Annotated in this window: 13 protein-coding genes; all 13 read left to right on the forward strand. The window is 63.6% G+C overall.

The features are described from left to right. The first annotated feature begins 4 nt into the window (after window positions 1-4). The 13 genes from D1012_RS11325 to D1012_RS22655 all read left to right on the forward strand — a co-directional run bounded on the left by D1012_RS11325 (window position 5) and on the right by D1012_RS22655 (window position 14,588). On the forward strand, window positions 5-3,511 hold the full coding sequence (locus D1012_RS11325) for a PAS domain S-box protein (RefSeq protein WP_118152210.1): 3,507 nt from the start codon (window positions 5-7) through the stop codon (window positions 3,509-3,511). Window positions 3,512-3,630: 119 nt separating this feature from the next. After that, on the forward strand, window positions 3,631-4,641 hold the full coding sequence (locus D1012_RS11330) for a BMP family protein (RefSeq protein ID WP_118152354.1): 1,011 nt from the start codon (window positions 3,631-3,633) through the stop codon (window positions 4,639-4,641). After that, window positions 4,638-6,155, forward strand: a complete 1,518-nt coding sequence (locus D1012_RS11335; RefSeq protein WP_118152213.1) for an ABC transporter ATP-binding protein — start codon at window positions 4,638-4,640, stop codon at window positions 6,153-6,155. Before D1012_RS11330 ends, D1012_RS11335 begins: the two co-directional genes overlap by 4 nt. Continuing rightward, a complete protein-coding gene (locus D1012_RS11340) occupies window positions 6,145-7,188 on the forward strand; it encodes an ABC transporter permease (RefSeq protein WP_118152215.1) in 1,044 nt (347 codons plus the stop codon). Before D1012_RS11335 ends, D1012_RS11340 begins: the two co-directional genes overlap by 11 nt. 112 nt (window positions 7,189-7,300) lie before the next feature. Then, the gene (locus tag D1012_RS11345; protein ID WP_118152217.1) at window positions 7,301-8,239 is read left to right on the forward strand and encodes an ABC transporter permease; all 939 of its coding nucleotides are present in this window, start codon (window positions 7,301-7,303) and stop codon (window positions 8,237-8,239) included. Next, entirely contained in the window at window positions 8,239-9,507 is a 1,269-nt protein-coding gene (locus tag D1012_RS11350) for an amidohydrolase family protein (RefSeq protein ID WP_118152219.1), read from the forward strand. The genes D1012_RS11345 and D1012_RS11350 overlap by 1 nt, the downstream gene beginning before the upstream one ends. Before the next feature lie 154 nt (window positions 9,508-9,661). After that, window positions 9,662-9,946 (forward strand): STAS domain-containing protein, encoded by a 285-nt coding sequence (locus tag D1012_RS11355; protein ID WP_118152221.1) that lies wholly within the window; start codon window positions 9,662-9,664, stop codon window positions 9,944-9,946. Further along, complete coding sequence (locus tag D1012_RS11360) at window positions 9,943-10,311, forward strand: response regulator (RefSeq protein ID WP_118152223.1); 369 nt, start codon at window positions 9,943-9,945, stop codon at window positions 10,309-10,311. The genes D1012_RS11355 and D1012_RS11360 overlap by 4 nt, the downstream gene beginning before the upstream one ends. A gap of 7 nt (window positions 10,312-10,318) precedes the next feature. Beyond that, window positions 10,319-12,442, forward strand: a complete 2,124-nt coding sequence (locus D1012_RS11365) for a chemotaxis protein CheA (RefSeq protein ID WP_118152225.1) — start codon at window positions 10,319-10,321, stop codon at window positions 12,440-12,442. Window positions 12,443-12,446: 4 nt separating this feature from the next. Further along, window positions 12,447-12,914 carry a chemotaxis protein CheW gene (locus tag D1012_RS11370; RefSeq protein ID WP_118152227.1) on the forward strand — a complete coding sequence of 156 codons (468 nt, stop codon included), beginning with the start codon at window positions 12,447-12,449 and terminating at the stop codon, window positions 12,912-12,914. Between the two features lie 58 nt (window positions 12,915-12,972). Continuing rightward, entirely contained in the window at window positions 12,973-13,764 is a 792-nt protein-coding gene (locus D1012_RS11375) for a CheR family methyltransferase (protein WP_233517099.1), read from the forward strand. A 36-nt stretch (window positions 13,765-13,800) separates the two neighbouring features. Next, window positions 13,801-14,184, forward strand: a complete 384-nt coding sequence (locus D1012_RS11380) for a response regulator (RefSeq protein ID WP_233517100.1) — start codon at window positions 13,801-13,803, stop codon at window positions 14,182-14,184. A gap of 227 nt (window positions 14,185-14,411) precedes the next feature. Continuing rightward, complete coding sequence (locus D1012_RS22655) at window positions 14,412-14,588, forward strand: hypothetical protein (RefSeq protein ID WP_158569318.1); 177 nt, start codon at window positions 14,412-14,414, stop codon at window positions 14,586-14,588. Window positions 14,589-14,599 lie beyond the last annotated feature (11 nt).

Raw genomic sequence — 14,599 nt, forward strand, 5'->3', positions numbered from 1 at the left:
CGCGATGGACGGGAACAGCCTGACTGTGACCGACACCGGGGCATTGCTTTTGGTGATCCCGGAAGTTTTGGCCGGGCTGGCAGAGGCCGGGCTGTCTGATCACCGGCCCGCCGCGATTGAAGAGGCGGTGCAGCAGGCGCTGGACCAGCTTTCTGGCGCGCTGAACGCCCCGCTGCGTCTGCAGATCGGCGAAAGGATCTGGCAAACCGGGCAGGTTGTATCCGGGCCGGGTCAGATCATCCGTACCGGGGGGCGTCTGGAAGGGGTGCCGCAAACCCTGTCAGCCCCAATTCTCAACGCGCTGGAGTCGGTTCTGCGGACAGTCATCGCGCTGTATCATTCAGGGACAAAAGCCGCCGTGCGGCAGGCCGAAGCGGCGCGGGCAGCAGCAAAGATCACCCGGCGCGACCAGTTGCTGCGCCGGTTGTTTGATCTGTCGCCGGTTGGCATTGTGTTGATTGACTATGAAAGCGGCATAATTCTTGAGGCCAACACCGCTTTTATGGAGTTTGGCGACTGGTCGCGAGAGTCGCTTGTCGGGGTCAGCATCCGCTCGATCCTGCATCCCGATCATGCGCTTGCGATCAATCAGGCGGTGGCAGAACTGGATGAGGGCGGCAAGTTTGGTCCGTTTGACCAGCGCTTCATCTGTCCCGACGGTACGGGGTTTCCGGCGATTTTGCGGGGGTTGCTGCTGATCGCTGGGGAGGGGCAAAAGATCGTCTGGCTGATGGTCGAGGATGTGAGCGAGTTGCGCGCGCATCTGGCCGAGGTGCAGGCGGTGCGCGATGAGGCGGTGCGCGCGCGGGCCGAACTGCATACGGCGGTTCAGGCATTGCCGCACGGGTTCATGCTGTGCGATGCGGACAACCGCATTGTCATGGTCAACACCCAAATGGTGAACATGTACCCTGAGCTTGCGCCGTTGATGGTGCCGGGCAGTCACTACGAAGACCTGCTGCGCGCGGGTCTGAAGATCGGGCTTTGGCCCGCCACGCCCGGACGGGAAGAAGACCTGATCAAAGAGGTGATGGCCCGCCGCGGCGCGCCGCTCATCGAGAGACTGTCCGAGTTGCGGGATGGCCGGGTGATACGGATACTCGACCGCCTGACGCCGACCGGCGGGCGTGTCGGCCTGCGTATTGATGTCACCGCTGAACGCGACAACGAACGCCGCCTTTCGCACGTGATCGAAGGCTCGCAGGCCGGGACATGGGAATGTGATTTCGTGACCTGGGAAAACCGGGTCAACGCCCGTTGGGCCGAGATGGTCGGGTGGACCTGTGAAGAGCTGGCGCCGATTACCCTGACCACATGGAAGAATCTGCTGCACCCCGATGATCTGGAGCCGACCTTGACGCAAGTGAACCGTGCGGCACGGGGGGAGACAGACCGCTTTGATCTGGTGTTCCGCCTGCGGCATCGCGAGGGTCACTGGGTCTGGGTGCAGTCGCGCGGGCAGGTGTCGGTGCGGGATGCAGAGGGCATCCCGATCCGCATGTCCGGGGTACATGTCGATGTCTCGGCCCTCAAGGCCGCCGAACAGAGGCTGGAACAGATCATCGAAGGGGCCGAGGCGGGGATCTGGCATCACGACATGGTGGCGGGCATCTGCCATGTAAACGAGCTGTGGGTGCGGATGCTGGGCTACACGCTGGAAGAGCTGGGGCCGGTGACCGATGCGGTCTGGGAAGGGCTGCTGCATCCCGATGACTGGCTGATGCTGAACCGCAACATGCAGGCCCGCATGGCGAGCGGCAGCCGCCAGTTTCAGGATGAGTTGCGGCTGCGCCACAAGGATGGCCACTGGGTTTGGGTCGCGTCGCGCGGGCATATCACCGCATGGGATGCACAGGGCAATGCGACGGCGACGTCGGGCGTTCATCTTGATATCAGCGCGCGCAAGCAGCTGGAGGGTGATCTGGAGGCTGAGCGCGACTTTCTGGCGACGCTTACGGAAACCTCTGGCTCGGGCATTCTGGCGGTGGATGAGGATGCGCGGATCGTGTTCTTCAACCGCGAGGTGCAGCGTATTTTCGAGCTGCCCGGCGAGGCGCTTTTGAATCAGGTCTGCGACCCGCAGTTGTTGCGTCTGAGCGATTGCGACGGCCAGACATTGTCGTTTTCCGGGTTGCCCTGTCGTCTGGCGCTGTCCGGAGGGCAGGTCATCCGCGATCTGCGGATGCGTATCGCGATGGCTGACGGGCGGGAAAAGGTGGTGTCGGTCAATGCGGCGGAACTGCCTGATCCGGGCATGACGGCGCGGGTGGTCTGCACCATCACCGACATCACTGCCGCCGCGCAGGCCGAGGATGATCTGCGCGCGGCGATTTACCGGGCCGAGACGGCCAACCGGGCCAAGTCACAGTTTCTGGCCAATATGAGCCACGAGCTGCGCACGCCGCTGAACGGGGTGCTCGGCATGGCCGAACTTCTGGCCGACAGCCCGCTTGAGCCGGGGCAGCGCACCATGCTGAACGCCATCCGCGAATCCGGTGTGCATCTGCTGTCAGTGGTCAATGACCTGCTGGATCTGGCCAAGATCGAAAGTGGCAAGCTGGTGCTGGAGCTGGCCCCGATGAATGTGCGGGATCTGGCCGAGCGGATTGAGGCCATGCATGGCCCTGCCGCGCGGCGCAAGGAGGTCGACCTGCACGTGACCCTCGGGCCGGGGGCCGACAGGGTGCGGATGGGCGATGCCAAGCGGCTGTTGCAGGTGCTGCACAACCTTGTCGGTAATGCGGTAAAGTTCACCGAGGCGGGCGCGGTCGAGGTGGCGATCCGCGAACATGCCACGTCAGCCGGTCAGCTGGTCATCGAAGTCTCAGACACCGGCATCGGGATGAGTGACGACCAGACTGCACGGGTTTTCGAGGAATTTACCCAAGGCGACGATTCCATCACGCGGCGTTTTGGCGGCACCGGTTTGGGCCTGCCGATCGTGCGGCGGCTGGTGGCCTTGATGGAGGGGGAGATTGCCTTGGTCAGCGCCTTTGGTCAGGGGACAACGGTGACTGTGACGCTGCCGATGCCGCTGGTGGCGGTGCAGGACGCGGCAGGCGGGACCGATGAACCGCAGACTGAGGGCCAGCTTGCCGGGTTGAATGCCCTGCTGGCCGAGGATAACCCGACGAACCGGCTGATCATGCGTGCCATGCTTACCCGGCTGGGCATATCGGTCATACTGGTCTGCGACGGTGATGAGGCGGTAGAGATGTGGACGCCCGGTCAGTTTGATCTGGTGCTGCTCGATATCTCGATGCCGCGCAAGGACGGCCTGACGGCGCTTGCCGAGCTGCGGGAAAAGGCGGGCAGTGCGGGTCTGCCGCCGGTGCTCGCGGTCACCGCCAATGCCATGGCGCAGCACTTGCAGGAATACCACGAGGCCGGCTTTGCCGAGGTGGTCACAAAGCCGGTCACGCTGGAGGCTTTGACACAGGCCATTCACCGCGCGCTCCGCGCTGTCCCCCCGCTGCCCGGTCTTTCATCACATCGGCCCCTGTGCCTTTGATGATTGCGCGTTTCTTATGCGCAGCCCCCCTGATGAACGATTGCTTGTGGCGAATCGGAATTGGGTTTTACCGTATGGTCAAACAATAACGACAACGGGGGATGACAGAGATGATTGGAATGAAACGGGGTGTGTCGCGGCGGGGAATGATCCTGGGCGGCGGCGTTCTGGGCCTTGGGGCCGCGTTCCTGCCGCGGGCCGTGATGGCGCAGGAGCCGCTGAAGGTGGCGGGCATCTATACGGTGCCGGTCGAGCAGCAATGGGCCGGGCGCATCCATCAGTCCGCCGAGGCCGCGAAGGCGGCGGGCGTCGTTGATTACAGCTATACCGAGAACGTGGCCAATACCGATTATCCACGCGTGATGCGCGAATATGCCGAAAGCGGTGTCAAACTGATCGTGGGCGAGATTTTCGGGGTCGAAGCCGAGGCGCGCGAAGTGGCGGCGGAATACCCCGAGGTGGCGTTCCTGATGGGATCAAGCTTCATGCCCGATGCGGCGGCGAACCCCAATCTGGCGGTGTTTGACAACTACATTCAGGATGCCAGCTATCTGTCCGGCATCATTGCGGGCGCGATGACGACATCAGGCAATATCGGGCTGGTCGGCGGCTTTCCGATCCCCGAGGTCAACCGGCTGATGCATGCCTTCATGGCCGGTGTGCGCGAGACCCGGCCCGATGCGCGGTTTCAGGTCACCTTCATCGGCTCATGGTTCGACCCGCCGAAAGCCAAGGAAACGGCGTTCGCGATGATCGAGGCCGGGGCGGATATGCTCTATGCCGAGCGGTTCGGCGTGGCCGATGCGGCGGCGGAAAAGGGTGTGCTGGCGATCGGCAATGTGATCGACACCCAAGCCGATTACCCCGAAACCGTGGTCGCCTCGGCGCTGTGGCACTTCGAGCCGACGTTCGAGGCGGCGGTGGCAGCGGTGACGGCGGGCAGCTTTGCGGCGGAAAACTATGGCGTTTACAGCTATATGAACGTGGGCGGCTGTTCACTGGCCCCGCTGGGGTCGTTCGACGGCAAGGTGCCAGCGGCGGCGATGGAACTTGTGGCGGCACGGCAGGCGGCGATCATGGATGGCAGCTTTACCGTGACCATTGACGACAGTGAGCCGAAATCGTCGTGAGCCTTGCGCAAAGCGGGGCGGAGATTGTCCTTCGCCTTGACCAGATTACCAAACGGTTTGGCAGGCTGGTGGCGAATGACGCCATCAGCCTGACCCTGCACCGGGGCGAGGTGCTGGCGCTGCTTGGTGAAAATGGCGCGGGCAAGACCACGTTGATGAACATCCTGTTCGGGCATTATCTGGCGGATGAAGGGTCAGTGACGGCCTTCGGCCAGCCCTTGCCTGCGGGCCAGCCGAAAGCCGCCTTGGCGGCGGGCATCGGCATGGTGCATCAGCATTTCACGCTGGCCGATCAGCTGACGGTGCTGGAAAACATCACGCTGGGCACGGAAAGCCTGTGGAGCCTTGGCCGGGGGCGGGCAGCGGCGCTGGCAAAGGTGCAGGGGTTGAGCCGCGATTTCGGGCTGGCGGTGGACCCGTTGGCGCGCATCGCCGATCTGTCGGTGGGCGAGCGGCAGCGGGTGGAGATCCTCAAGGCGTTGTACCGCGACGCGCGGATCCTGATCCTCGATGAACCCACAGCGGTGCTGACCCCGCAAGAGGCCGAAGCGCTGTTCCAGACTTTGCGGCTGGCCACGGCGCGCGGGTTGTCGGTGATCTTCATCAGTCACAAGCTGCACGAGGTGATGGGGCATTCTGATACCTGCGTGGTGCTGCGCCATGGCCGGGTGGTGGGGCAGGTGGCGACCCGTGACACCGACCGCCGCGCGCTGGCTGCGCTGATGGTCGGGGCCGAGATGACCGAGGCCACCGTCGCGCCCGGCGTGCCGGGGCCGGTCCGGCTGTCGCTGACGGGCGTGCGGGCGGGCCCGTTGCGCGACCTGACGCTGGAGCTGCGGGCGGGCACCATCACCGGGCTGGCGGGCGTGTCGGGCAACGGACAGGCGGCGCTGGCCGATCTGATCGGCGGTGCACTGGGCCCCGAGGCGGGAGAGATGCGGGTGGACGGCGCGCCGGTGTCACGGTGGACCCCGCGCGCGGCGCTTGCGGCTGGGGTCGGGCGCATTCCCGAAGACCGCCACAAGACCGGCACGGTGGCCGATTTCACGCTGGCGGAAAACGCGGTGCTGGAGACCTATGCACAGCGCTTTTCCAAGCTGGGGTTCATCGACTGGGCGGCGGTTCGGTCGCATGCGATGGGCCTGATCGCGGGTTATGACGTGCGCTGTCCGGGGCCGGAGGCACGCATAAGACTGCTGTCGGGCGGCAACATGCAAAAGCTGATCCTGGGCCGGGTGATGGAAGAGACCCCCGGCATCCTGATCGCCAATCAGCCGGTGCGGGGGCTCGACGTGGGGGCGATTGCCTATGTGCACGGGCGGCTGGTCGCGGCGCGCGATGCGGGGGCGGCGGTGCTGCTGATCTCGGAGGATCTGGACGAGGTGATGGGGCTGTCGGATGTGATTCATGTGATCAGCGAGGGGCGGTTGTCGCCTGCGTTTGCGCGCGGGGCGCTGAGCCAAGGGGAACTGGGGTTGTGGATGGCCGGGCAGGGGTTTGAAGATGCGGCTTGAACCCGTCGCCAACCCGACGCTGCTGCGCCAGCTTGGCCTGCCCGCGCTGGCGCTGGGGGCCACGGTGCTGGTCGCCATGGCGCTGGCGCTGCTGGCCGGGGCCGATCCGCTGGCGGTGCTGGGGCAGATCGTGACCGGGGCCGTGGGATCTCGCTTTGCCCTGCTGGAAACGCTGAACCGCGCGACGCCGCTGATCTTTACCGGGCTGGCGGTGGCGGTGGCGTTCCGGGCCAGGCTGTGGAACATCGGGGCCGAGGCCCAGCTATATGCGGGCGCGATCATCGCGGTGCTCTTGGGCACCGGCGCGCTGGGCGCGCCGTTCGTGCTGCCGGTGAGTGCTGCGGTGGCGCTGCTGGCCGGGGCGATGCTGCTGCTGGTGCCGGTGCTGCTGAAGGTGCGGCTGGGGGTGGATGAGGTGGTGACCACGCTGCTTTTGAACTTCATCATGGCGCTGTTTGTCAGCTATCTGCTGGAAGGCCCGCTGAAAGACCCGATGGGCATGGGCTGGCCGAAATCCGCCGCGCTGATCCCCGAGGCGCGGCTGCCGCGCATCATTGACGGTCTGCGGCTGCACTGGGGCTTTGGGCTGGCGCTGATCTCGGCGGGGATCGTCTGGGTGATCCAGAGCCGCACCACGCTGGGGTTCGAGATGCGGGCGGTGGGGGCCAATATCCGCGCCGCGCGCTTTGCCGGTATGCCGGTGAACGCGGTGCTGGTGAAAACCGCGCTGCTGTCGGGCGGGCTTGCGGCTTTGGCCGGGTGGTCAGAAGTGGCGGGGGCCAAGGGGCACCTGTCTTTGGACCTGTCGCCGGGCTTTGGGTATACCGGCATCATCGTCGCCATGCTGGCGCTGTTGCATCCCTTGGGCGTGGTGGTGACGGCCCTGTTTGTCGCCGGGGTCTTCGTCGGAGCCGATGCCATGAGCCGCGCCGCTGGGGTGCCGACCTATATCGCCGACATGCTGCTGGCGGTGGCGCTGCTTTTCATGGTGCTGGCAATTGCGCTGACAAAGGTGCGGGTGGTGCGGGGATGAGATTTCATGGCTTCGCCTGTGCCCGGCCCCGGGGGGGCTTCGCGCCCCCCCGGACCCCCCCGCGGAGTATTTGCAAAGCAGCAAGCCACGCGGGTGGTGCGGGGGGCTGGGTATGATTGAGATCCTGATCTCGGCCAGTTTTTGGGCGGCGGTGTTGCGCATCGCCTCGCCGCTGATCTTTGCCACTATGGGCGAGCTGATCTGCGAGCGGGCCGGGGTTCTGAACCTCGGGATTGAGGGGATCATGGTGATCGGGGCCTTTGCCGGGTGGATGGCGGTCTATCTGGGCCTGCCGCTCTGGGGCGGGGTCGCGGTAGCCTTTGGCGCGGGGGCGCTGTTCGGGCTGTTGCATGGGGTGCTGGTGGTGCCGTTTGGCCTCAGCCAGCATGTGGTCGGGCTGGGGGTGACGCTGCTGGCGACCGCGACCGCGTATTTTGCCTACCGGCTGGCCTTGCCGCAGGTGACAAGCCCGCCGAAAATCGTGCCGTTTCAGGTCTGGGAGGTGCCGGTCCTGTCAAAGATTCCGCTGCTCGGCCCCGCGCTGTTTGCGCAGACGCCGCTGACCTATGCCGCCTTTGCCTGCGCCGGGTTGGTGGCCTTTGTGTTGTATCGCACGCCCTTGGGGCTGGCGCTCCGGGCGGCGGGAGAGAATCCGGCGGCGCTGGAGGCGCAGGGCGTGTCGGTGACCGGGGTGCGGATCGGCGCGGTGATGGTCGGATCGGGGCTGATGGCGGTGGGGGGCAGTTTTCTGACGCTGTCGGCGTTTTCGTCGTTTTTCTTCGAGATGGTCAACGGGCGCGGCTGGATCTGCATTGCGCTGGTGGTGTTCGGGGCGTGGCGGCCGGGCAAGGCGGTGCTGGGGGCGCTGTTGTTTGCCGGGTTCGATGCGTTGCAGATCCGCTTGCAGCAGACGCCGATGGGCGCGGTGGTGCCGTATCAGCTGTTCCTGATGCTGCCATATGTGTTTTCAATTCTGGCGCTGGTGGTGATGTCACGCCGCGCGCAGGTGCCCGCCGCGTTGATGGTGCCTTATACCAAGGGGGAGAGGTGATGTTTGATCTGATCGTCAAGGGCGGCACCCTGCCGGATGGTCGGGTGGCCGATATCGGCATCCGCGGCGACCGGATTGTCGAGGTGGGGCAGATCGTGGCCGGGGCAGGCCGCGTGATTGATGCCTCCGGCGATCTGGTCAGCCCGCCCTTTGTCGACCCGCATTTTCATATGGATGCGGTCTTGTCCTATGGCCTGCCAAGGGTGAATGCCTCGGGCACGCTGCTGGAGGGCATCGCCCTGTGGGGCGAGTTGCGCGCGGTTGCCACGGTGGAGGAGATGGTGGCCCGCGCTCTGCGCTATTGTGACTGGGCGGTCAGCATGGGGCTGCTGGCGATCCGTACCCATGTTGACACCACGCCCGACCATCTGCGCGGGGTGGAGGCGATGCTGGAGGTCAAGCGCCTTGTGGCCCCCTATCTGGATCTGCAACTCGTGGCTTTCCCGCAGGATGGGCTCTACCGCAGCGCGACGGGTCGGCAGAATGTGCTGCGCGCGCTGGATATGGGCGTGGATGTGGTCGGCGGCATCCCGCATTTCGAGCGCACGATGGAGGAGGGGGCGGAATCCTTGCGCGATCTGGGCCGGATCGCGGCAGAGCGCGGGCTGATGTGGGATGTGCATTGCGACGAGACTGACGATCCGATGAGCCGCCATGTCGAGACGCTGGCGCGCGAGGTGACACGGCATGGTCTGGGCGCGCGGGCGGCGGGGTCGCATCTGACCTCGATGCATTCGATGGACAATTACTATGTGTCCAAGCTGATTCCGCTGATCGCGGAGTCGGGGATGTGCGCGATCCCTAACCCTTTGATCAACATCACGCTTCAGGGGCGGCACGACAGCTACCCCAAGCGGCGCGGGCTGACACGGGTGCGCGAGCTGCAGGCGGCGGGGGTTACCGTGGGCTGGGGGCAGGATTGTGTGCTGGACCCGTGGTACAGCCTTGGCACGGCGGATATGCTGGATGTGGCTTTCATGGGGCTGCATGTTGCGCAGATGACCCATCCGGTCGAGATGGCGCGCTGTTTCGGAATGGTGACGCAGGACAATGCTGCGATCATGGGTCTGCAGGATTACGGGCTGGCGCCGGGCTGTGTCGCGTCGCTGGTGGTGCTGGATGCGGGCGGGCCGGTTGAAGCGCTGCGGCTGCGTCCGGACCGTCTGGCGGTGGTATCAAAGGGCCGGATCGTGGCGGAAAAGCCGCGCAATGACACGCGGCTGGCCCTGCCGGGGCGGCCGGAAACGGTGCGGCGGCGGCATCCGTGACCTGTCCGGCACGCAGAGAAACTGGCAGAGACGACTAAAATGCCATGCAATATGTGGCGCGGTTAAACGGTTCCTTCAGGCTTTCAGCGCTACCCATTGATCACACGGAGGGTCGCAACAGCCCCTCTGAGGCGGATCAGAGGGTCATGAAACGATGCGCAGAATTGAACTTGCAGCGAAGGTCACACCGGATTCGGCGCAGGCCTTGTGGTATGAGCTGGAAAGCCGGTTTGATGCAGCCGGGGCAAAGCCCGGCATCACGATTGAAGCCGCCGCCGTCCGGCATCTGAGCGCGGCTGCGGTACAGGTGCTGCTTATGGCGCGCAAACGGGCGCAGCGGGATGGTGGCGCATTGGTGCTTGCCTCCCCTTCGCCCGAATGCATCGACTGTTTGCGGATCATGGGTGCGTCGTCTCTGATCGGGGAGGATGCGGCATGAGCCTGCGGATTCTAGCGGTCGACGATTCCCTCACCATGCGCGAAATGCTCCGGCAGACCCTGACCGAAGCCGGGTTTCACGTGGTTCTGGCCGAAGATGGTCTTGACGCGCTGGATCGCTTGCCGGGGGCGGAGCCGGACCTGATTCTGACAGATCTGAACATGCCGAAAATGGATGGGTTCGGTCTGATTGACGCCGTGCGCAATGGCGACATGTATGCGCGCGTTCCGATTCTGGTGCTGACAACCGAAAGTGCCGCCACGCTCAAGGATCGTGCCCGGACGGCTGGTGCGACCGGCTGGATCACCAAACCGTTTGATGAACAATCGCTCGTCTCGACCATTCGTCGCGTCGCAGCTGTGTGAGGGTGGGATGGCAGGACCAGTTGATCTGAAGGATATCTTCTTTGTCGAAGCAGATGAACTGCTTTCGGCACTCGAAGAAGGGTTGCGCGCCATCCAGACCGGCGCTCAGGAAGCTGATACTGTCAACGCCGTGTTCCGCGCCGTGCATTCGATCAAGGGCGGTGCCGGGGCGTTTGACCTGAAGGCGCTGGTCGGATTTGCCCACAGGTTCGAAACCGTGCTGGACGCGCTGCGGGCCGGGCAGTTGCAGCCGGAAGCGGCGCTGCTCGGGGCGTTGCTGCATGCCAGCGATCATCTGGCCGACATGATTTCCGCGTCGCGCCAAGGTACAAACACCGATCCGGAGCTGGATGAACGGGTGATCATGGCTCTGGAGGCGCAGGCGGGCGGCGGCGGTCACAAAGAAGAGGAGGCTTTTGTCTTTGAGCCTCTGGCGCTTGACGGCCCCTTTGGCATGGAGTTCTCGCCCATGCCGCTGGTGTCCGGGCGGCGCAGCGTGATGCTGACATTCCGGCCGCATGCGGGGTCATTTGCCTCAGGTCATGATCCCGCGCTGCTCATGCGCGACTTTTGCGCTGAGGATGAGGTCGAGGTTGATCTTGATCTGAGTGCTTTGCCAGAGGCTGGGAATTTTGATCCCGGTCAATCCTATCTGGGCTGGACTGTCGCCATGCAGACAGAGCGGTCTGACAAGGATCTGCTTGCGATTTTCGAATTTATTGAGGGCAGCTGCGATCTGACATTGGTCTCTGACACCTCTATGGCACCTGCGCCTTCACGCGACCCGCCTCCGCCGGGGGGCCGATCCCCCGCGACCGCGCCCCCACCTGTGGCTGCCCCATCTGTTCCTGCTTCGCCCAAGCCGCCTGCCGTGGCTCCCGCCGCCGCTGTCCCCCCCCCACCTGCAGGAGCGGCCTCCGCTGCCGGGCCAAGGCCGACGATCCGCGTGGATATCGACCGTGTCGACCGGCTGGTCGACATTCTGGGCGAACTGGTGATTCATCAGGCGATGCTGACCGAGGCCATCGAACAATCACCGGGCTTTGGCTCGGTTGAGGTGGATCGCAGTCTGGACCAGCTGCGCCAGCTGTCGCGCCAGATTCAAGAATCGGTCATGGCGATCCGCGCTCAGCCGGTAAAGCCACTGTTCGACCGGATGCACCGGATTGTGCGCGAGGCGTCGATGGCGGCGGGTAAATCTGCCCGGCTGGTCACCGAAGGCGAGGGTACGGAGGTGGACAAGACCATCATCGAGCGTCTGGCCGATCCGCTGACCCATATGATCCGCAATTCGGTGGATCACGGCCTGGAAAAGCCCGCGCGTCGTGATGAGATCGGCAAGCCGAATGAAGGCGTGATCAAATTGGCAGCCGCGCATCGCTCTGGCCGGATTGTCATTACTGTTCAGGATGATGGTGCCGGGATTGACCGCGACAAGGTCCGGTTGATCGCGATCGAAAAGGGGCTGATTTCCGCCACGGCCGAGCTTTCCCCGCAAGAGATTGACGCGCTGCTGTTCCTGCCTGGCTTTTCCACCGCGACGGAGGTTTCTGCGCTGTCAGGTCGCGGCGTGGGCATGGATGTGGTCCGTTCCGAAATCGCAGGGCTGGGCGGTCGTGTCGGCATCGCTTCGGTCCGTGGGCAGGGAACCACGCTGACCATAAGCCTGCCGCTGACGCTTGCAGTTCTGGATGGCATGGTGTTCGAGGCGGCGGGGCAGACCCTGGTGCTGCCGGTTTCCACTATCATTGAAACTCTGCGCCCCGAAGCGTCCATGCGGCACAATCTGGGCCAGACCGACTCTGTCCTTGACGTGCGCGGGCGCTGCCTGCCGCTGATTGATGTCGGCATGGCTCTTGGTTTCCGGCGCAGTCTGAAACCGGGCGAAGGCGAAATCGTGGTTGTGGTCGAACGAGGCGATGAGGGCGCAATCGCCCTGATGGTCGACGGGATCCGCGATCAGAGGCAAGTGGTTATCAAAGGACTTGAGGCCAATTATGGCCAGATCCCCGGCATCGCTGCGGCTACGGTTCTGGGCGATGGCTCGGTTGCGCTGATTCTTGACCCCACCGATCTGGCTGCCACGGGCCCGATACCCGCCCGTCCTGTCGTTTCCCTTGCTGCGGAGTAATGTCATGCGTGCCTCTGGTTTTGCCACCGATCCTGATATCCGCGAACTGGTTGCTTTCCGGACCGCAGGTCAGGATTTTTGTATCGACATTCTCTCCGTGCGCGAGATCCGCGGCTGGAGCCGTCCGGCCCTTTTGCCGCATGCTCCGACTTATGTGCAGGGCGTGATCAATCTGCGCGGCGCCGTAGTACCGATCCTTGATCTGGCACGGCGGTTGGGGCTGGAGCCAATTGAAGACACGGACCGCAATGTCATCATCGTCGCAGCGATCCAGAACCGGACCGTCGGTTTGCTGGTGGAGGCGGTGACCGATATTCTGACCGTTCCGGCCTCTGGCGTGCAGCCAACCCCTGATCTTGCGTCCGAAACCACCCGCAACATGTTGCGTGGCGTTGTTGTTCAGGACAGCCGCCTGATCCGGCTGCTGGATGTTGCGCAGCTGTTGCCGCAAGCTGACGATGTGGCCGCCTGATATGGCGGTCAGGGCAACGGGGTCAGAGACGGATGTTCCCCTGAGTGATCGGGACTTCTTGCGCATTGCTGAGCTTGTTCACACCCTTGCCGGCATTGTTCTTGCCGAGGCCAAGCGACCCTTGGTGCAATCGCGGCTGATAAAGCGGCTACGGGTTCTGCATTTGCCGGATTTTGCAGCCTATGCCAATTTCATTTCTGATCCTGGCAACACTTCGGAACGCCTGGAGTTGATTTCTGCAGTCACAACCAACGTGACATCCTTTTTTCGGGAGCAGCATCACTTCGAGACTTTGACCAAGATCGCCTTACCGCCTTTGATGGCCAAAGCACAGGCAGGCGCACGGGTGCGGATCTGGTCAGCCGGTTGCTCCAGCGGGGAAGAGCCTTACAGCATTGCTGCATCGCTGTTGTCTGTCAGTCCGGATGTGCAGCGCTATGACGTGCGCATACTGGCGACCGACATTGACCGGACGATGATTGAGAGAACCCGTCGTGGGGTCTATCCGCGCGACGTGGCATTGGGGATGGCACCGGAACTGGCACGCCGGTTGTTCGCAGAGTCAAAGCCCGGGGAACCATTGCACGTCAGCGAAAAAGTCAAGCGACTGGTCACATGCAACGCATTGAATTTGCAAGATTCCTGGCCGATGAAAGGCCCGTTTGATGTGATTTTCTGCCGGAATGTGGTGATATATTTCGACAAGCCGACACAAGAGCGCCTGTGGCAGCGGTTTTCTGATCTGCTTGCCCCAGAGGGGTTCCTGATGATCGGCCATTCGGAGCGGATCACCGGCGCAGCGTTGTCGGAGTTTCGCACCGAGGGCATGACAACCTATAGACGCCGTTGAGAAGCGGCAGGGATAAGACAGCACAAGGGGGCTGAAATGAAGCGGGAAGACCTTAAAATCATGGTGGTGGATGACACAGCGGTCAGCCGGGGACTCATCACCCAAGCGCTGGACTGGATGCAGATTGAGGGGTATCGCACCTGCGCTGACGGGGATGAGGCCTTGCGGTCTTTGGTGCAAAAGCCGGTGCATCTGGTGATTTCTGATTACCACATGCCTGGTCTGGATGGTCTGGGACTCCTGGAGGCGATACGCCGCACACGCGGGATCGAGCGGATGGGGTTTGTTCTGGTGACCGGCAGGGCCGATGCAACCGTTGTTGCAAAGGGACGTGCGCTGGGGATGAACAACATGATTACCAAACCTTTTACACGTGAGGGTATGCGCGACTGTATCGAGCGGGTGGTGGGGCCGATCTGATGGGCTCCCCTCCCGGCCCCCCTCCCGGTCCCGGCCCGGCTGTGTCAGATGTAACTCCGGTTCTGAGTGGGCGACTCGCAGTGTTGCGTAGTGGCCTGCATCTGGCGCAGATCGCCCAAGGTTTGCGCGATCTTGAAGCTGACATGATTGCTGTGGACCTGTCCGGGGCGGGAGCGCCCAAGCAGAATCGTTGGGAACGGCGATCGCGTCTGCAGGCGCTTGATCTGATGATCCAAGAACTGACCGGATTGTCCGATATTCTGGTGGGGGCGGCATCGCATTTGTCCGATTCTCCCGACCAGACAATAGATGCTCTGGTCGATATGCCACGCTTGCAAAGCCTGTCCCGTGCTCTGCGTGACCACGATTGCACGGCTCCGAGTTCCGAAGTCGTGATTTTCTGACCGTCAGAAGC

Source organism: Pseudotabrizicola alkalilacus, assembly GCF_003443995.1.
GTDB classification, from domain to species: domain Bacteria; phylum Pseudomonadota; class Alphaproteobacteria; order Rhodobacterales; family Rhodobacteraceae; genus Pseudotabrizicola; species Pseudotabrizicola alkalilacus.